Here is a 19,291-nt window from a genome sequence, read left to right on the forward strand (position 1 = left end):
GGCGCGGCCCCCTCGGCGCGGCTGTGAGGCCCACCACGTCTCACACGCGTAAGGGTTCCACGGTGGTCGCAGCGGTCCGTGTCCTTCGCTTGGTCGACATTCCGCCGAGGCACCCGGCGATGACGACGGCTGCTCCCACCATCGACAGGACGCTGGGGGTCTCGTCGAGGAAGATCCAGGCGCCCGCGATGCCGACGACGGGGACCATCAGTGAGAACGGTGCGACGACGCCTGCGGGGTGGCGGCTGATCAGGACCGTCCACAATCCGGATCCGGCTATCGTCCCCAGCAGCACGATGTAGGCGAGTCCGGCGAGCGCAGGCCAACCGTCCCAGCTGAACGCGGTGGCGAGAGCGTGCCATCCGGTGGTCGGACCTTCGACCACGGTGGAGAGGGCGAGCATCGGGATCGGTGGAACGACGCACATCCACAGCATCGAGCGCATCGGTTCTTCCCCGCGGGCGAGGCGGTTGCCGAGGTTGCCGAACGCCCATCCGAGCCCGGCGAGAAGAGTGAGTACGACGGGTATCAGGGATGCCGCTTGGGCGCGGTCGTACCCGATGAGGCACATTCCGGCGACGGCGACGGTGATGCCCAGAATCTGACGCCTGCTGACCTTCTCGCGCAACAGCAGAGCACCGAGGATGATCGTGAACGGCGCGGAGGACTGCAGCACCAGGGAGGCGAGGCCTGTCGGCATTCCGGCGTTCATCGCGGCGAACAGGAACGCGAACTGAAGGAAGCCGAACCCGAATCCGTAGAGCAGGAGCCACTTCACGGGGACGTCCGGGCGGCGGACGAACAGGATCACCGGTACGGCGATGACCAGGAACCGGAGTGCAGCGAAGAAGAACGGTGGGAAGTGGTCGAGGCCGACGCGGATGGCGAGAAAGTTCAAGCCCCAGAGCACGGCCACGGTCACTCCGAGGAGGCGGTCACGAGTGGGCACGGGTCCATCGTGGCGGAGTTCAATGCATCAGCACAATCGAATTATTCAGCATTGACAGTTAAGATTCCCTACATGAACGTGGAGCGGTTGCGGATACTCCGGGAGTTCGCCGATCGAGGGACGGCCGGGGCAGTGGCCGACGCCCTGTCGATGACCCCGTCCGCGGTGTCGCAGCAACTGAAAATCCTTGCTCGCGAGGCCGGTGTGCCGCTCCTCGAACCCGACGGTCGACGCCTCCGACTCACGGATGCGGGTGCCGCACTGGTTCTGCGGGCCGACGAGGTGCTCGGCGCACTGGACCGGGCAAGCGCGGAGATGGCGTCGTACGGTGCATCGCCGCGGGGACGCGTGCGCGTGGCGTTGTTTCCCTCGGGTGCTGGGCTGCTGCTGCCGGGTGTGCTGAATCGGTTGCACGACAGCGGAACACAGGTCGACGCACGCGACGAGGACGTTCCTGCATCGTCGGTGCCTGCGCTGCTGGCCGACTACGACGTCGTACTGACCCATCGCGACGACAGTGCACCCGCCACGGCCGCGCCCCGCCTCGAAGTGCGAACGCTGATGCGAGAGCCCATCGATCTACTTCTACCCCTGACACATCGATTGGCCTCCGAGGAGTCCGTCGACGTGCGCCGGCTCGTGGACGAGGAGTGGATCAGCGTCCGCGACGGGTTCCCGGTGGACGACGTGTTGCTGTCGGTCGCCGCTGCCACGGGCGTTCGGCCACGAGTGATTCAGCGCATCAACGACTTCCGGGTCACCGAGGAACTCGTTGCCCGAGGCCACGGAGTCGCACTGATGCCGCGCTACGCCGTCGGGCACCCGGGTGTGATCACCCGACCGCTGGCAGGTGTGCGTGCGGGCAGGATCTACGAACTCGCGACGAGGCCGAATGCGACGACGCTTCCGGCCATCGCCGCGACAGTGGATGCATTCGAGAAGGAAGCCGCCGCTGTGAGCAGAAATGTATAGCAGGGGGCGGCAGGAGCGGAGCCTGCGGAGCGACCCGAAAGCAGGTAAAACTCACGTGAGGGCTTTGGCTTTGAGCTGCGCGAATTCCTCCTCGGTGATGGTGCCGGCATCCAGGAGTTCCTTCGCGTGCGCGATTTCCTCGGCAGAGGTGCGCCCCGCGACCTGCTTGATGTACTGCTCCTGCTCGTCCTTGGCGTGCTGGAGGGCCCGCACCTGACGCTTGGTCATGTCGCCGCCCTTGACGATGATGTAGACGAGAGCGGTCAGGAACGGCGCGATGATGAGGAACAGCACCCACACAGCCTTGGCCCATCCGGAGCTCTTGTGGTCGCGGAACAGGTCGCCGATGATCGAGAACAGCACCATCAGGTAGGCGACGAAGGCAAAGCTGACGACGATCAACCACAGAAAATCCCAGAAGGAATCCACGATTCGGTGCTCCATTCGGCAGAAGGTCCCCGAATGGTCTCAGGCAGCACCGAACAAGATCATCATCCTCAGCGGGTGAATTGGTCCCGTTCCGCTCCAGCTCACCTGCATCGGCAGGTACAGATGGAGTCATCGGAGCCGGGGGCGGTGGGAAACCACGAGAGCCCCTGCTCCGCCCGAACGGCGGAACAGGGGCCCTCGTGGGTAACCGATGCCGGGTCAGCCGGTGAGCGACGGTGCCGCCAGGCTGGAGCGCACTTCATCGGCGAAATGGCAGGCGGATCGGGATCCGTTGTCACGGGTCTCGAGTGCCGGTTCGTCTGTCGTGCAGATCTTTCGTGCGTGCGGGCATCGCGATGCGAACGCGCACCCCGCGGGCGGGTGTGCGGGATCGGGTGCGTCACCGTCGAGGACCGTTTTCGGGCGGGCACGTTGGATCGCGGGATCGGGTACAGGAATCGCCGAGAGCAACGCGTAGGTGTACGGATGTCGTGGTGACTCGTACACCTGTGCGGCGGTACCGATCTCGACGATTCGGCCCAGATACATCACGGCGATTCGGTCGCTGATGTGGCGGACCACGCCGAGGTTGTGCGAGATGAACAGGCAGGTCAGTTCGAATTCCTTGGTGAGGTGCACGAGCAGGTTGATCACCTCGGACTGCGTGGACACGTCCAGCGCGGACACTGCCTCGTCCGCGACGATGATCTTGGGGTCGAGCGCGAGCGCGCGGGCGATCGCGACGCGTTGCCTCTGGCCGCCGGACATCTCGCCCGGATAGCGAGCGGCGAACTCGGTTCGGAGGCCGACCTTGGTCAGCAACGACGCGACTCGGTCCTCGTAGTCGGACCGGCTGCGCCGATCGAAGATGCGCATGGGCTCCGCGATCGCATTGCCGACGGTCTTGGTCGGGTCCAGCGACGCATACGGGTCCTGGAAGATCATCTGCAGTTCTCGACGCTTGCGACGTAGTGCTCCGCGTCGGAGGTCGAGAAGGTTCTCACCCTGGTAGAGCACTTCGCCCTGTTCGGGTTCTTCCAAGCGCAGGATCGACCTACCGAGTGTGGATTTGCCGGATCCCGATTCGCCGACGATGCCGAGTGTCTCACCGGTCCGAACGCTGACGCTGATGTTGCGCACGGCCTGGACCGTCTCGCGTGGCCGGCCGAAGACGTCCCGCGAACGAACGAACGACTTGGACAGGTTTCGCACGTCCAGGAGGACCTGCTTCTCGGGTGCGGTCATCGGATCTCCTCCAGATCGCCGGGGTCGATGGCGGTGGCCGCCGGGACGGCTTCGATAGGAAGTGCAGGCAGGAGGTCTCCGATCTCGCCGTCGACGACCCGCACGCACCGTGTGCTTCTTCCGTCGCGGATCTCGATCGACTCCGGATGCATGCTGTCGCATGTCCCTGCCCGAGAATGGCTGCAGCGAGGAGCGAAGCGGCATCCAACGGGCATGTTCTCCGGGCGCGGCACCATGCCGGGAATGGCAACGAGGTCGTCGCCGGGTTTGATTCGCTGCGGCAGAGACGCCAACAGTCCCGCGGTGTAGGGATGCAGTGGTTCGTCGAACACGTCGTCCGCGTGACCGGTTTCCACGGGTTCACCCGCGTACATCACGGTCACCTCGTCGCAGAAGTCCGCCACCACGCCGAGGTCGTGCGTGACCAACAGCACCGCTGTACCGAGGTCGGCCTGCAGCCGTCGGAGAAGCTGGAGTACGCCGGCCTGAACCGTGACGTCCAGCGCCGTCGTCGGCTCGTCGGCGATCAGGAGTTTGGGATCGCAGGCGATGGACATCGCGATCATGGCCCGTTGACGCATGCCGCCACTGAAGCTGTGCGGATAGTCCTTCGCACGGCGTGCGGCAGCGGGGATGCCGACGAGGTCCAGAACCTCGACTGCTCGTGCCCATGCCTGTTTGCGTGATCTGCCCATGTGCGCGCGCACTGTCTCGGCGATCTGCTCGCCGACGGTGAAGACGGGGTTGAGGCTCGTCATCGGCTCCTGGAAGATCATCGCGATCTCGCGGCCCCTGATACGGCGCATCTGAGATTCGGTCTTGCCCAGCAGGTCGGTACCGTCGAATTCGATTGTTCCGCCGGTGATCCGGCTGTTGTGCTTGGGGAGCAGTCCGAGCACCGACAACGCGGTGACCGTCTTGCCGGAGCCTGATTCGCCGACGAGCGCCCGCGTACCGCCCGGCTCCAGATCGAGCTGAGCTCCGGTGACGACGGGCGTCCACCCGGAGTCCGTTCTGAACTCCACCTGGAGGTCTCGGATGCTGAGCAACCCGTGGCCGGTCCGTTCGGGCTTTCGTAGCGTGTGGGAAGAGGTCATGACTTCCTCCGTTCCTGGCCGACGGCATCGCGGATCCCGTCGCCGAGCATGTTCAGGGACAAGATGGTGAGCATGATCGCGAGACCGGGGGGAACAACCATCCATGGGCTTTGAAAGCGGTTGTCGAATGCGCTACGCAGCATGGAACCCCAACTTGCAGTCGGCGGTTGAACGCCGAGGCCGAGGAAGCTCAGGCCGGCTTCCGCGAGCAACGCCAGCGAGAGCATCAGCGTGATCTGAACCAGCAGCGGGCTCCTGACGTTCGGCAGTACGTGCATCAGAACCGTTCGAGGAGTGGAACATCCGACGACCTTGCTCGCCTCGATGTAGGTTTCCTCGCGTACGTTGATGGTGGAACCACGCACCACACGGAACAGTCGGGGCGCCGATGCGGCGCCGACCGCGAGCATCGCGTTGACCAGGCCTGGACCGAAGATGGCAATGATGGCCAGTGCGAGGACCAGTGCGGGAAGAGCGATGAGCGCGTCGGCGATGCGGCCGGTGATCCAATCGAACTTTCCGCCGAGGTAGCCCGCGAGCAGCCCGAGGGGCAGGCCGGTGGCGGCGGCGAACCCGACGGCGATGAGCGGAGCGACCAGCGAGATCTGGGTTGCGTAGATGAGCCGACTCAAGGTGTCGCGTCCCAATTGATCCGTCCCGAGAATGTGACCGTCGGAGAACAGCGGCAGGAATGCCGAAGCCAACTTCTGATAAGCCGGGTCGTACGGGGCGATCCAGGGCGCTGCCACGCCGATCACACCGAGAAGGCCTAGGAACGTCAGGCAGACGACGTTCGTACGCGAACGCAGGATTCGACGGACGAAGATCCTGCCCGGCGACGGGGGTGCGGGCCTCGATTTCGTGCCGGCCGACGAACCGAGACGCCGTCGTGCACCGCTCAGGGGCGCGGAGAGTGGTGTGCTCGTCATGATTGCCTGGCTTTCGGGTTGAAGTACGCGTACGAGATGTCGACGGCGAGGTTGATGACGAGCACGAACAGGGTGATCACGACGACGAACGCTTGGATCACCGGGAAGTCGCGCTCGAGAATGGCCTTCAGTGCCACTGATCCGAGGCCGGGCATCCCGAACACCTGCTCGATGATGACGGCGCCTCCGATGAGCGCGGCCGCCTGAAGCCCGAACACGGTGACGACAGGAACCGCAGCGTTCTTGGACGTGTGCTTGACGATGACCTTCCACCTGGGCAGCCCTTTGGCCGTGGCGGTACGGATGTAGTCCCGTTCGAGCACATCGATGACGCCGGCGCGGGCCTGTCGTGCGATCTCCGCGGCGGTGACGGTTCCCAAGGCGAACGCCGGCAGCGCGAGGTGGGAGAACCATGCCACCACACCTTCGCTGAGCGGTGCGTATCCGGTCGCGGGGAAGAGTCGCAACTGCAGGGAGAAGAAAGTGACGAACAGAAGGCCGAGCCAGAAGCTGGGCATGGAGATTCCCAACGTCGTCAGTCCGGTCAGCGTGCGGTCGATCCACGTCCCTCGGCGCAACCCCGCCATGACACCCGCGAGTACACCGACGACCAGCGACCAGGACAGGGCGACGAACGCGAGAGACAGCGTCACGGGCAGTGCTTCGAGTATCGCGTCGATGTTCTTGTGGCTGCTCAGCAGTGACGTTCCGAAGTCGCCGGACATCAGGTTGCCGACCCAGCTGAAGTACTGCACCACGATGTTCTGGTCGAGGCCGAGTTGAGCTCTGGTCTCGGCGATCTGTTCTGCCGTGGCGTTCTCGCCCGCCGCGACCACTGCGGCGTCGCCGGGAATGAGGTGAATCATCGAGAAGCTCAGAACGGTCACGAGAATCAGCACGGGAATGGCGGCGAGTAGTCGTTTGATCATGAATATCAACACAATTGGAACACCTCGTTCGGATCGAAGGTGGATGTCACTTGCTTACGTCCAAGGTCCGCAGACCGGTGCCACCGGTCTTGTAGAACACGTAGTTTCCGATGTTGCCCTGGCTGGCGACCGATGCCACCGAGTGGCAGAGAACGATCTGCGCCGGCCCCATGTCGAATGCCTCGGCAAGAAGGTCTTCGTATGCGGATTTGCGCTCGTCGACGTCGGTGGAGCGGGCCGTTGCGTCGTACAGCTCGGCCATCCGGTCGGTAGTGAGCCTGCCGGGATTGTCACCGCCACCGGGGAGGTACGCCGACTGTGCGTAGAGGCCGGGATCGGTCCCTCCGCCGTACTGGCCGACGAGTGCATCCGCCTCGCCCGTGACGAACCGGGCACGTGCCTGCGTCGCGTCCATCACCTCGATCCGCATGTCGATACCGACATCGGCCAGATTCTGCTGGACCACCTGGGCGTTGTTCTGGTAGATGGACAAGCTCGGCACTGCTGCGGTGAAGGTGAATCCGTCGGGCAGTCCGGCGTCGTCGAGAAGAGCGCGGGCACGGTCGGGGTCGTAGGAGGACCAGCCGCTGTCGTCCAGTGCGTCGCTGTGCGCGAAGTATCCTTCGGGGTACGGCTGGGCGCCGGGAATGCAGTCACCGGAGTACAGAACTCGCGAGATGGCTGCGCGGTCGATCGCCAGATTCATCGCTTGTCGCACCTGTTTGTTGCCGAACTCGCTCCTGGCGGAGTTCAGGGAGATCCGGGCCATGCTGGTGCTCGCGCCCTCGGAGGTGAAGACCTGCAGTCCGCCGGCCTTCGCTTCCTCCTTCTGCGGGCCCACCACTCCTGTCATCGTGGACTCTCCCGCCTGGAGCGAGTTCATGCGAGTCGCGGTGTCGAGTTGGATGAGAAAGGTGAGCTTGCTGTACCGATAGGCGTCGTCGTCCCAGTAGTCGGGGCGACGCTCGAAGTGGTAAGCGGTACCGGGAATGCTGCTCGTCATCCTGAAAGCGCCTGCGCCGACCGGATTCTGATCCAGGTCGGTGTTTCCGAGCGCCGCGGGTGAGATGAGCATTCCGGGTCGTGACGCCAGAAGCGTCGGCAATGCTCCACCCGGGCCCACCAGGTCGAAGCGGACCGTCGAATCGTCGACCACATCGACGGATCCGATCGTCTTGTCGATCTGTCCCTTGATGGTGGTCTGGGGATCGTTCAGGATTCGGTCGATGTTGACCTTCACGGCTGCAGCATCTACCGGCGTACCGTCCGAGAATGTAGCTCCCGCACGCATTTTCAGGGTGAAAGTAGCGTTCTCCTCGTCCAACTCCCAACTCTCGGCCAGCATGGGTACCGGGTTGCCGTCGGTGTCGACGTCGGTGATCCGATCGTAGATGACGGCAAGTAACGGTAGGTCGTTTTCAGTAACTCCGCGATGCGGATCGAGACTGCTCGGGACGACGATCTGTCCGTACACGACGGTGGCGTCGCGGTCGAGCGCGTTCGCGTCGAATGTCCGCTGGTCGATAGCGGCGCACGCCGTCGACACGGCGCACACGGTGAGGATCGCGAGGGCTCGACCGAGAATCGATCTGCGCGACATGTGGAACCTCCGTTTTTCGTAGAGGTGGCCATTCCCCCGGGCTGGGGAGGAAGTGTTCTCGGAAGTTCAGATCGACTGCGAGCCTGAGCTGCCGGGTACTTCGTCGATGTGCCACGCCCCGGGCTGCAGGGCGATTTCTAGAAGGATGTTCTAAAACCTATCCAGTGTCAAGGCTTGGCCCGATCGAGCGATTCGGTCTTGACAAACCGGGCGTGGATACTTCAGGGTCGCACTAGATCGAAGTTCTAGAATGAGATTCGATCCTCCTACGAATCGTAGCTCCGAACTCCTGGAAGGGAAGTCAGGTCATGGTCGATTTCGCCCTGAACGAAGAAGAAGAATTGATGCGCAAGTCGGTGCGCGCATTCCTCGAGAAGGAGGTCATTCCGCTCGAGAGCGAAGTGCTGCGCAACGAGCGCGAAGGTAGGCCGGGCCTCGAGGACGGCGTCGTGAAGGAGCTACGCGCGAAGGCCAAGAAGTCGGGATTCTGGGGGATCAACACACCCGAGGAGTACGGCGGAGCGAACCTCGGCCCGGTGATGAGCGCCATCATCGCTGCGGAGGCAGGCAGGACCTTCGTGCCGTTCTCGTTCGGTGGTTCCGCCGACAACATTCTGTACGGCGCGAACGACGATCAGAAGCAGCGGTATCTGATCCCGACGATCGAAGGTGAGCGGCGATCGTGTTTCGCGATAACCGAGCCAGGCGCCGGCTCCGATGCACGAAACATCAAGACCCGCGCGGTCAAGGACGGATCCGACTGGATCATCAACGGTGAGAAGATCTTCATCACCGGAGGTAACGAGGCCGACTTCGTCATGGTGTTCGCGGTGACCGACAAGGAGAAGGGCGCGAACGGAGGAGTCACGTGTTTCATCGTCGATCGCGACATGGGATGGACGTCCACTCCTATCCCGACGATGGGGCAGTGGGGACCGGCTGCATTGTCCTTCGTCGATGTGCGTGTGCCGGAATCGAACGTCCTCGGCGAGGTCGGCAAAGGATTCGACCTTGCGATGAGTTGGATAGGGCAGGGGCGGTACATGATCCCCGCCCGTGCCATCGGTTCGGCGGAACGGCTTCTCCAGATGGCGATCGAGCACTCGAAGAATCGAGTGTCTATGGGGCACCCGATCGCCGAGTACCAGGCAATCCAGTGGCAGATCGCAGACTCGCACGTCGAGATCGAGTCCACGAAACTGCTCACGCTTCGCGCAGCGTGGGCGGTGGCGCAGGGCGTCGATGCACGGCATGTCTCGTCGGTCGCCAAACTTCACGGGTCGATCACCGCCAACAACGTCGTCGACCGAGTGCTGCAGATCCACGGTGGGATGGGATACACGAAGGAACTCCCCATCGAACGGTGGTATCGCGAACTGAGGTTGCTTCGAATCTTCGAAGGAACGGACGAGATTCAGCGCCGGACGATCGCGCGGAATCTCATCAAGGGATATGTCAATTCCGACGGCTTCGGGCACTGACGCCGGTGATGCTGGTAATCGAACGCCTCAGTCGAAGACAGGAACTCGTCACATGACCAACCCGACCATCGAAGGCATCGACCTGCGTGCGCTCTTCGAACCCCGATCCATTGCGCTGATCGGGGCGACGGACAAGTCGCCGTGGTCCCTCAACACCTTTCGAAACATCAAGGACAGCGAGTTCGAGGGGAACGTGTACCTCGTCAATCGCCGCAGTGCCGTCGTGCACGGCGAGAAGACCTACTCCGCGCTCGCAGAGTTGCCGGAGGTGGTCGACCTCGTCTTCGTCATGGTTCCCACGACGGTGGTGCTGCCGACGCTGCGCGACGCCGTCGACCAGGGCGTCCGCGCGGCAGTGATCCTGACGTCGGGATTCGGCGAAACGGGTCAGGAAGGCAAGGCGCTCGAAGACGAGATAGTGGCGTTCTCGCGGGCGAGCGGGTTGACGGTGCTGGGTCCGAACGGGAACGGTTTCATCAACGCGGCCGAGGGAATCACTCCTTACGGTCTGCCCATCGGACGCCCGCTCCTGACCGGGTCCGTCGGGTTCGTCCTGCAGAGCGGTGCATTGGCCAGCTCGGTTCTACAGTTCGCGCAGACCAGGAACGTCGGCTTGAGCTTCCTGACCGCCATGGGCAACGAGTCGATGATGTCCGTGACCGACGTGATGGAGTACCTCGTCGACGATCCGGCCACCTCCGTCATCGCGTTGTTCCTGGAATCGGTACGGGATCCGGTCGAGTTCCGTCGGATAGCGCACCGGGCCCTGCACGCAGGCAAGCCCATCGTCGCACTGAAGATCGGCCGAAGCGCACTGGGCGCGCGGGCTGCACTCGCGCACACCGGGGCACTCGTCGGGGACAACTCCGTCATCGACGCCGCGTTCGAGCAGATGGGCGTCATTCGGGTCAGGTCGTTGGAAGATCTCATCCTCACGGCCGGTCTGATGGCAAGTCTCGGCGGTGGACTGCCCGGACCGCGAATGGGGGTCGTCACGCCCTCCGGTGGGGCCTCGGAAATCATCGCCGATCGCGCCGAGGACGAGGGACTGCAACTACCGACGTTCTCGGCCGACACCACTCACAGGCTGCACGAGATCGTGCCGGACTTCGCCACCGTGCAGAATCCGCTCGATGTGACCGGTTACGTCGTGATCGACCGGACGTTGATGCGCCGCTCGCTCGCGGTGGTCGCCGAGGACGACGACGTCGACTTCGCTGTTCTCCTGTCGGAACTGCCGCGAGTTCCCGGTCCGGACCCGGATGCGGCGTTGACCGCATACGGTGAGTCCGCGAAGAACATTCGCACCACGGCCGTGCCGACGGTCGTGCTCAGCACTGTTCTCACCGACGTCACGGATTACGGCCGGTCGGTGTCGAACTCCGTCGACTTTCCGCATGTGCTCGGCGGCATAGAACACGGTATGACTGCGCTGAGCAACGCTGTCCGCTGGGGAGCGTTGCATCGGGCGACGACGGCCGAGAACGCCGACGTGGCAGTCGATCCCGTGCCGCTGACGTTCGATCGTGAACCGACGGGAATGTGGACCGAGTATTCGGCAGGCAGACTCCTTGCCGAGCAGGGAGTTCCGGTGGTCCCGACGACGCTGGCGTCGACGGCGGAGGAGGCCGTGACCGCGGCAGCCGAGTTCGGTTATCCCGTCGTGCTCAAAGCCGTGGCCGACGGTCTGGGTCACAAGAGCGACATCGGCGGAGTGCGGCTGAACCTGCACGGTCCGGACGCGGTGCGCGACGCTTTCGACTCGGTGACGTCGGCATTGACCGAACTGGGCTCCCGCGGCGTCGCAACCGTCGTCCAACCCCAACGCAGCATGGACGGAATCGAGATGCTCGTGGGTGTCGTCAGGGACCCGGTGTGGGGGTTGACGCTCGCCGTCGGATTGGGCGGCGTGTGGGTCGAAGTACTTGCGGACGCCGCGGTCAAGGTGCTGCCGGTAACGGAGAACGACGTTCGTCAGGCCATCGAGGGCCTACGCGGAATCACCCTGCTGAAGGGTGCACGCGGCACGACCCCGGTCGACCTCGATGCGCTCGCTCGCACGGTCAAGACGGTCGCCGACGTCGCGGCCGGGCTAGGCGACCGACTGCAGGCGCTCGAGATCAATCCGCTGATGGTGAACGGTTCGCACTGCGAGGCGCTCGATGCACTCATCACCTGGACGGCGACAGACGACGAGAAGGACGAGGAGTTTCGATGACAGGGATCTGTGAAGGCAGAGTAGTGATCGTCACCGGGGCCGGACGTGGCATCGGCCGCGGGCATGCGCTCGAGTTCGCGCGTGAAGGGGCGACTGTCGTCGTCAACGACATCGGAGCCGACGTCGACGGAACCGGCAGTGCGGACGGTCCGGCGGGCGACGTGGTCGAGATGATTCGAGCCGAGGGTGGTCGCGCCCGCGTCGACGGTTCCGACGTGTCGGACGAGGAAGGCGCTCGCCGGCTGATAACCGACACCATCGAGGAATACGGTGACCTCCACGTACTCGTCAACAATGCAGGCATCCTGCGAGATCGAATGTTGACCAACATGACTGCGGCGGAGTGGGACGACGTCATCCGGGTGCATCTGCGCGGAACGTTTCTGCCCCTCCACCATGCCGCGCAGTACTGGAAGCGCCAGTCCAAATCGGGCGCGGCAGTGGACGCTCGGGTGATCAACACCTCGTCGTCGTCCGGGATATACGGGAACGTCGGGCAGGGCAACTACGGGGCGGCCAAGGCCGGTATCGCCAGCTTGTCGATCATCGCTTCGATGGAGCTGGCCCGGTACGGCGTCACCGTCAATGCCATCGCACCCGCGGCGCTCACTCGCATGACCGAGAACCTCGGAGGAAATGCCCGACGCGAGAAGCCCGCACCCGGTGAATTCGATCCGTCCGCGGCGGACAACATCGCTCCCCTCGTCGTCTGGTTGGGCAGCGAGCAGTCGAGTGGCATCACCGGGCGAGTGTTCAACGTTCGAGGCGGCCACATCAGCGTCGCCGAAGGCTGGCATGCGGGACCGAGCGAGGACAAGGGCGCGAAGTGGCAACCAGGCGAACTCGGCGAGGTGATTCCTCGGTTGGTCGCCGAGGCCGCGCCGAACGCGGGCATGAACGGGTCGATACCCGAAGGAGTGCGCTGATGCCGCTCGACGAATCCCTTGTCGGCGTACCGAGCGATCCGGCACGGAGGACCTGGGGATCCAAGGATGCCCTCCTGTACGCGGTGGGCGTCGGCGCCGGGCAGGACCACACCCTGCACGAGCTGCCGTTCGTCACCGAGAACTCGGCCCAGGTCGACCAACGCGTGCTCCCCACGTTCGCGGTCCTGGCTACACAGGCCCCGTCCGGACGTAAGCTGGGGAACTTCGATCCCGCCATGCTGGTCCACGCCGAACAGTCGTTCCACATCGACGGGTTGCTACCGGTCGACGGGGACGTACAGGTCACCTCGCGGGTGGTATCCATGCAGGACAAGGGGAGTGGCGCGCTCGTCGTGGTCGAAGCAGATGCCGTCGACAGCGTGACGGGCGCCCCCGTCGCGTCCACTCGCTCGTCGATGTTCATCAGAGGCGAGACGGTCGGCGGTGGACGGGCCTCGAGTCCGGAGGTGGCGCCCATGCCGTCGGGTGCGCCCGACGCGAAGGTGACCTATGCGACGCGGCCGGAACAAGCGCTCGTCTACCGCCTTTCGGGCGATCGGAATCCGCTGCATTCCGATCCGTCGTTCGCGGCACGCGCCGGATTCGACCGGCCGATCCTGCACGGGTTGTGCACGTACGGAATCACCGGTCGTGCCCTGTTGCACGAACTCTGCGGATCCGATCCAGCCAGGCTGCGCTCGATGGAGGGTCGCTTCACCAAGCCGGTTCGCCCCGGTCAGGATCTGACGGTGTCGATCTGGAACACCGCCGACGGCACGCGCTTTCGAACCGAACTTTCGGACGGAACGGTCGTGATCGACCGGGGAACGGTAGTGGTCGCATGACTGCCGGAACCGACGCGGGCCCGACGCCGGCGCCCGCACCGGAACACGATGTCGGCGACGGCGCCGCATTCTTCGACGGCGACGAGGGACGGTACGTGCCGCGACCACATGCGCGTAGTCCCTGGTCGGAGAACCTCGTGCACGGGCGACTCGTGTCGGGTCTGATGGCGAGGGAAGTGGAACGTTCGGATCTGGCCGGCCTGCATCCCGCGCGCATGACCACCGACCTGTTCCGGCCGATCCCGATGCAGCCGATAGACATCACCACCTCGGTCCGCCGATCGGGACGACGGGTGCGCATCGTCGAGGTGCTGGCGTCCGTGGACGGAACGCCGGTGGCGCTCGCCAGCGTGCAAGCGCTGCGGTCCGGAGGTGAGGCAGCCCAGGTGGCGTGGGTGCCGGAGCTGTACAAGGCACCGGCGCCCGACTTGCTGCCACCTCCCGAGCGTCGGGCACCACGGCACTTCGGTGAAGTTCGCCGAAGCGGCGACGGTGCACCCACACGGAAGTTCTCGTGGTTCCGCGAGACATGCCCGCTGCTGGAGGGTTCGGCGGATTCTCCGTTCGAGATCGCCGCGATGGCGGCGGACTGGGTCAGCCCGTTCACCAACATGGGTACCGACAGCCTGCAGTTCATCAATGCCGACGTGACGTTGTATCTCAGCCGCCTTCCGATCGGGCCGTGGATCGGTTTCGAGAACCTGGACCACAAGGCGGACAACGGTATAGCGGTGTCGGTGTGCGCTCTGCACGACGTGCACGGCCGCATCGGCACGGCGGCATCGGCTGCAGTTCCTTACTGACCTCACGAACGTACGACGACCGAGAAAAGAGAAACCGATGACCAGTTCCACGGTCCATACTCGGCGCATCTCCGCACCCGCTGCGGCCGCGCGCCCCAAAATGGCGCCGAAACCGACGCCCGAGACCGCCCACTTCTGGGCGTGCGCCACCGAGGAACGACTCGTGGTGCAGCGCTGCTCGAAGTGCCACACGACGTACTTCTATCCGCGCGACCTGTGCCCGTCGTGCAGTTCGGAACGGGTCGAGTGGATCGACTGTTCGGGCCGCGCGACCCTGCACACGTACGTCATCGAACACCGGCCGGGACCGGGGTTCGAGAACGATGGTCCGTACGTGGTGGCCGTCGTCGAACTGGAGGAAGGTCCCCGGATGATGACCAACATCGTCGGCGTGGACCCGGACCCGGACTTGCTGCCGCTCGACCTGCCTCTCGTCGTGCAATTCGAGGACCGCGGCGACGTCAAGGTACCGGTGTTCCGGCCCGAAGGGAGCAACGCATGAGCTCGGGAACGGTCATCGTCGGCGCCGCCGAAACCGATGAAATCGGCGTTCTACCGGACCATTCGACGCTGAAGCTGCATACCGAGGCTGCCCGGAACGCGCTCGCGGACTGCGGCCTGACGATCGGCGACGTCGACGGCATCGCTGGAGTATCCATGCCGGGGCCGTTGTCCGTCGCGCACAGCCTGGGCATCACGCCGCGCTGGATGGACACGACCAGTGTGGGCGGTACGTCCTTTCTGACGCATGTACGCCATGCGGTGGCCGCGCTCGAATCAGGTCAGTGTTCGGTCGTGCTGATCACCCACGGCGAATCGGGGCGGTCACGAGTCGGTGCACCCGCGTACGCACCGGACCCCGCGTCGCTACCGGGACAGTTCGAGGCGCCCTACGGCGTGACCGGGCCGCCGAGTCGGTTCACCCTCCCCTTCCTGCGTTTCATGAAGGAGACGGGTACCGAGGCGCGTCATCTCGCAGATGTGGCAGTGGCACAACGGAAATGGGCAGGCTTGAACCCCCGTGCGAAGTTCCGTGACCCCATCACCGTCGACGACGTCCAGAATTCTCCGGTCATTGCCTGGCCGTTCCACCTCCTCGAGTGTTGCCTGGTCACCGACGGCGGCGGTGCTCTGGTGTTGACGACCGCGGAGAGAGCGAGGGATCTCGAGGTACGACCCGTGCACGTCCTCGGAACCGGTGAGGGGTACGAAGGACCGGGTATCTCGATGATGGAGGATTTCACGTCGTTCAAGGGTTTCAAGAACTCCGGAGCCGACGCGTTCCGATCCGCCGGCCTGTCGACGTCCGACATAGACCACGTCATGATCTACGACGCCTTCGCCCATCTGCCGCTCTACGGGCTCGAGGACCTGGGATTCGTAGGGCGTGGGGATGCCGGAGAATTCGTGCGAGAGGGGAACACCGCTCCCGGAGGAACGTTGCCCGTCAACACCAATGGCGGAGGACTGTCCTACACGCACACCGGAATGTACGGGATGTTCGCGATTCTGGAGTCCGTGCGTCAGTTGCGAGGAACCGCCGCCGCCCAGGCCGACGGCGTACGGACGTCGCTCGTGCAGGGCAACGGAGGTATGTTCGCGGCCGGTGCCACTCTGATACTGGGGGCCGCCTGAGGACATGATCAGTCCGCTTCGACTTGACCGTCCGCCAATTCTAGAATTACGCTCTCCTGACGCAGAAGCGAGACGATGCTGGGGGGACACGATGACCGACAGGGCGGCTTCGGCGACGACGTGGCAGTGGAGCAAGACGGGGGAGACCCAGCGCAAGCTTCTCGACGCCGCGCTGGACGTGTTCGCCGAAGCGGGATTCCTCAACGCCAACATCTCCGACATCGTCGAGCGTGCAGGATCGAGTACCGGCAGTTTGTACCATCACTTCGGCGGCAAGGCCGAGTTGTTCAGTGCCCTGTGGGACAGGCACAATTCGGCGCATCTGGAGCAGGTTCGCTCGTCGGTTCTGGCCGAGCGCAGATCGGGTACGGCAGATCCGTTGGAGTTGTTCTGTATCGGCGCTCGCGCGTTCCTCGCGGGAAGTTGGCAACGCCGGGATGTCGCGCTGGTCTTCCTCGATACCGACGGGCCCCCCGGGTTCGAGAAATTGAGGCGTGACAGGAGGATCGAGTGGATTCGACAGAACTCGGCACTTCTCGGCCCGGGCGACGACAGTGAGCACAGGATCGCCCTGGGGGTGTTGACCGACATCATCGTGGAGTCTTCTCGCGAAGTGGTGTTGAACTGCAAAACCAAGAAGCAGGCGAACGCAGTGGCGGACATCATGTGCGACATGATTCGAAGGATTGCCGCACCCTGACACAGCTCGACAACCAGTACGGCCGGCTTGCCTGTTCTTCAGGCGGGCCGGCCGTCTTCGTGTATGTCGTGAATTCTCCTTCGCTGTAGCAATTTTGGCTTTCGTGGCGCTCGAATTCGGATAGATTTTCGAGTACGATTCTAGAAGTTACTTCTGAAAGAGGCCGCGATGTGGATCTCGAACGATGCAGTGTCGAAAGAATCGGTATCGAAGAATGCCGTGCCGGTTCCTGGTGTGGCAACACGGGTGGCGCCGAGGGTCGAGTGGCTTCTCGCCCCGAATGCGGGAGCATGGACCTTCGAGGGCACCAATACGTGGATAGTCGGCGAACCGGACGCCGATGCCTGTGCGGTGATCGACCCCGGACCGAAGGATGCAGACCACATCGAGTCGTTACTTCGGGTCATCGGACGCCGCTCGGTGTCCTACGTGGTGCTGACACACGGTCACAACGATCACGAGGGTGCCGCGAGCGGCATCGTGGATGCCACGGGCGCTCGAATCGTGAAAGCCAGAAAAGAGATGTCTCACAGCAACTTTCCCGACGAACTGGATGACGGGATCGAAGTCCGGTTGCTCCCGACGCCCGGCCACACACGGGATTCACTGTGCGTCTACTTGCCTGCCGACAGAATAGTGTTCACCGGAGACACCCTGCTGGGCAGCGGATCCCCTGTGGTGCACCCGGAACTGCTGCGAGAGATGCTCGACAGTCTGCGAACGTTGCGAGCGCTCGGAGCGTCGACCGCCGTGACCGCACTACCCGGGCACGGTCCCGTTGTCGCGGACTTGGCTGCGTCGGCAGATCGCCGACTGAACGCGCGCAACAGGAGGATTCGACAGGTGCGTGACCTGTTGTCCGAGCGGGAGATGTCCATCGACGAGCTCGTCACCCGGATGTACCCGGAGGTCGAGCACCCCGACGTCCTCTCGGCTGCCCGCAGCTCGATCCTCGCCATGGTCACCTATCTGAACGAGGAATCGGCGCTCGGCCGTACCGTCCTGCAGGACGATGCCCGATGACGGCACGTTCCGATACCGGCGAGGCCGACGCTCGGTGTGAAGCGGAGCAGGACACGCGCCCGGAACGTGAGGTCATGCGCGATGCATGGCGGACGTTGAGTGTGGTCGCCTTCGCGAGCATGGTGATAGGAATGTCCGGCAGCGCACTGAACGTCGCTCTGCCAACGGTCGCACGACATTTCGACGCCAGTAGTCTTGCCGCCAGCTGGATACTCCTCGCCTACATGCTCACCAACACGGTGTTGCTCGTGGCGTTCGGTCGCATGGCGGACATGTTCGGTCGTAGAACGATGTATCTCACCGGGCTCGCGTTCTACACCGTCGGAAGCATCGCGTGCGGGCTCGCTCCCAATGCCTGGTGGTTGGTGGGTTTCCGGGTGATCCAGGCTGCGGGCGGCGCAATGCTGTTGACCAACAGCGCAGCTCTCGTCACTGCGGCCTTTCCGCGCCGTCGCCTCGGCGAGGGAATGGGCATCTATCTTGCATCGTTTTCCATCGCTCAGCTCTGCGGACCGACGCTCGGCGGACTGCTCGCTCAACAGGCAGGTTGGCAGTGGGTCTTCTGGTTCAACGTTCCGATCGGGATTCTCTGCTTGCTGTGGGGATTCATCGCCCTGAAGCCGTCGCCGCGGACCGGTCGTTCGTACTCGCTCGATCTGCGAGGGAACGCCATGATCCTCGTGGCACTGACGTGCGGTCTTGCGGCGCTGTCGCAGGCCACATCGCTCGGATGGTCGCACCCTCTCGTCATCGGCGGGCTGATCGTCAGCGCTGCAATCGTTCCCCTGTTCCTGTGGTTCGAGAAGTCCGTCGACGATCCCTTGATCGATATCCAGTTGTTCAAGCACTGGCCGTTCGGATTCGGGCTGCTTGCGTCGTTTCTCAATTCGATTTCGCAGAGTGGCGTCGTACTGTTGATGGCGTTGTACTTCCAAGCGGTTTCGGGGGTCACACCGCTCGTCGCTGGAGTGATGGTGCTGCCGGTGGCCGTCGCAGCATTGACGGCATCGCTCAGTTCGGGTCCGTTGCAGCGGATCGTGTCGCCGTCGACCCTCGCCGTGACGGGCAATGTCGTGACAGTCGTGGCGCTCGTCGTTCTGTTCGTGGGAACAACTGGCCGAATGCCGCTCTGGGTACTTCTGGTGGGGTTGGCAATCGCGGGTTTCGGTTCGGGTCTGTTCATGCCGTCCAACGCGACAGCGATCATGGGCGATCTGCCCGACGAAAGACTGGGGATCGCCAACGCGATGCGCCTGTTGCTGCAGACAAGTGGATTCGTCGTCGGCACCGCGGTGATTCTGTCGGTCGTGACGAGTGCCCTACCACTCGACCTGCGCAAGTTCGTGTTCGCGGGCACGATCAGCGAGATCTCGGACTCGGCTGTCGAGCAACTGCTGACCGGATACGGGCGAACAATTATCGCGATGATCGTGGTGGCAATCCTGACAGTCGGAGTCTCACTCTTCGCGCGACACTCGCGCACCGCCGGTCGACGATGACCGGCGGTGCA

18 protein-coding genes are annotated in these 19,291 nt (G+C 63.9%); 11 read left to right on the top strand and 7 right to left on the bottom strand.

Translation table 11 applies throughout. The features are described from left to right. Window positions 1–40 precede the first annotated feature (40 nt). Entirely contained in the window at window positions 41–949 is a 909-nt protein-coding gene (locus tag CH290_RS20660) for an EamA family transporter (RefSeq protein WP_019662917.1), read from the bottom strand. 72 nt (window positions 950–1,021) lie between these two features. Between CH290_RS20660 and CH290_RS20665 the strand changes: the two genes are divergently transcribed. Further along, window positions 1,022–1,921 (top strand): LysR family transcriptional regulator, encoded by a 900-nt coding sequence (locus tag CH290_RS20665; protein WP_019662918.1) that lies wholly within the window; start codon window positions 1,022–1,024, stop codon window positions 1,919–1,921. 51 nt (window positions 1,922–1,972) lie between these two features. On the opposite strand, the gene CH290_RS20670 is transcribed toward CH290_RS20665, so the two are convergent. From CH290_RS20670 to CH290_RS20695, 6 genes are all read right to left on the bottom strand, one after another. Next, window positions 1,973–2,365 (bottom strand): SHOCT domain-containing protein, encoded by a 393-nt coding sequence (locus CH290_RS20670; protein WP_019662919.1) that lies wholly within the window; start codon window positions 2,363–2,365, stop codon window positions 1,973–1,975. Between the two features lie 204 nt (window positions 2,366–2,569). Then, on the bottom strand, window positions 2,570–3,595 hold the full coding sequence (locus tag CH290_RS20675) for an ABC transporter ATP-binding protein (protein WP_033190085.1): 1,026 nt from the start codon (window positions 3,593–3,595) through the stop codon (window positions 2,570–2,572). Further along, window positions 3,592–4,692, bottom strand: a complete 1,101-nt coding sequence (locus tag CH290_RS20680) for an ABC transporter ATP-binding protein (protein ID WP_052083223.1) — start codon at window positions 4,690–4,692, stop codon at window positions 3,592–3,594. The genes CH290_RS20675 and CH290_RS20680 overlap by 4 nt, the downstream gene beginning before the upstream one ends. Continuing rightward, on the bottom strand, window positions 4,689–5,621 hold the full coding sequence (locus CH290_RS20685) for an ABC transporter permease (RefSeq protein WP_033190086.1): 933 nt from the start codon (window positions 5,619–5,621) through the stop codon (window positions 4,689–4,691). Before CH290_RS20685 ends, CH290_RS20680 begins: the two co-directional genes overlap by 4 nt. Continuing rightward, the gene (locus CH290_RS20690) at window positions 5,618–6,550 is read right to left on the bottom strand and encodes an ABC transporter permease (RefSeq protein WP_020111006.1); all 933 of its coding nucleotides are present in this window, start codon (window positions 6,548–6,550) and stop codon (window positions 5,618–5,620) included. The genes CH290_RS20685 and CH290_RS20690 overlap by 4 nt, the downstream gene beginning before the upstream one ends. A 46-nt stretch (window positions 6,551–6,596) precedes the next feature. Further along, window positions 6,597–8,150 carry an ABC transporter substrate-binding protein gene (locus CH290_RS20695; protein ID WP_052083224.1) on the bottom strand — a complete coding sequence of 518 codons (1,554 nt, stop codon included), beginning with the start codon at window positions 8,148–8,150 and terminating at the stop codon, window positions 6,597–6,599. A gap of 308 nt (window positions 8,151–8,458) precedes the next feature. Between CH290_RS20695 and CH290_RS20700 the strand changes: the two genes are divergently transcribed. From CH290_RS20700 to CH290_RS20745, 10 genes are all read left to right on the top strand, one after another. Then, complete coding sequence (locus CH290_RS20700) at window positions 8,459–9,631, top strand: acyl-CoA dehydrogenase family protein (protein ID WP_020111004.1); 1,173 nt, start codon at window positions 8,459–8,461, stop codon at window positions 9,629–9,631. A gap of 52 nt (window positions 9,632–9,683) precedes the next feature. Beyond that, window positions 9,684–11,849 carry an acetate--CoA ligase family protein gene (locus CH290_RS20705; protein WP_033190087.1) on the top strand — a complete coding sequence of 722 codons (2,166 nt, stop codon included), beginning with the start codon at window positions 9,684–9,686 and terminating at the stop codon, window positions 11,847–11,849. Further along, the gene (locus CH290_RS20710; RefSeq protein ID WP_033190088.1) at window positions 11,846–12,775 is read left to right on the top strand and encodes an SDR family oxidoreductase; all 930 of its coding nucleotides are present in this window, start codon (window positions 11,846–11,848) and stop codon (window positions 12,773–12,775) included. The genes CH290_RS20705 and CH290_RS20710 overlap by 4 nt, the downstream gene beginning before the upstream one ends. After that, complete coding sequence (locus tag CH290_RS20715; protein WP_020111001.1) at window positions 12,775–13,620, top strand: MaoC family dehydratase; 846 nt, start codon at window positions 12,775–12,777, stop codon at window positions 13,618–13,620. The genes CH290_RS20710 and CH290_RS20715 overlap by 1 nt, the downstream gene beginning before the upstream one ends. Continuing rightward, a complete protein-coding gene (locus tag CH290_RS20720; RefSeq protein WP_020111000.1) occupies window positions 13,617–14,423 on the top strand; it encodes an acyl-CoA thioesterase domain-containing protein in 807 nt (268 codons plus the stop codon). The genes CH290_RS20715 and CH290_RS20720 overlap by 4 nt, the downstream gene beginning before the upstream one ends. 37 nt (window positions 14,424–14,460) lie before the next feature. Then, on the top strand, window positions 14,461–14,925 hold the full coding sequence (locus CH290_RS20725; protein ID WP_208601175.1) for a Zn-ribbon domain-containing OB-fold protein: 465 nt from the start codon (window positions 14,461–14,463) through the stop codon (window positions 14,923–14,925). After that, window positions 14,922–16,058, top strand: a complete 1,137-nt coding sequence (locus CH290_RS20730) for a thiolase C-terminal domain-containing protein (protein ID WP_033190089.1) — start codon at window positions 14,922–14,924, stop codon at window positions 16,056–16,058. The genes CH290_RS20725 and CH290_RS20730 overlap by 4 nt, the downstream gene beginning before the upstream one ends. A 91-nt stretch (window positions 16,059–16,149) precedes the next feature. Beyond that, window positions 16,150–16,758 carry a TetR/AcrR family transcriptional regulator gene (locus CH290_RS20735; RefSeq protein WP_020110997.1) on the top strand — a complete coding sequence of 203 codons (609 nt, stop codon included), beginning with the start codon at window positions 16,150–16,152 and terminating at the stop codon, window positions 16,756–16,758. A gap of 168 nt (window positions 16,759–16,926) precedes the next feature. Next, window positions 16,927–17,781, top strand: coding sequence for an MBL fold metallo-hydrolase (locus CH290_RS20740; RefSeq protein WP_020110996.1), 855 nt, complete (start codon window positions 16,927–16,929; stop codon window positions 17,779–17,781). Then, window positions 17,778–19,280, top strand: coding sequence for a DHA2 family efflux MFS transporter permease subunit (locus CH290_RS20745; protein WP_033190090.1), 1,503 nt, complete (start codon window positions 17,778–17,780; stop codon window positions 19,278–19,280). Before CH290_RS20740 ends, CH290_RS20745 begins: the two co-directional genes overlap by 4 nt. Window positions 19,281–19,291 lie beyond the last annotated feature (11 nt).

This window comes from Rhodococcus sp. 06-156-4 (genome assembly GCF_002259345.1).
GTDB classification, from domain to species: Bacteria; Actinomycetota; Actinomycetes; order Mycobacteriales; family Mycobacteriaceae; genus Rhodococcoides; species Rhodococcoides fascians_E.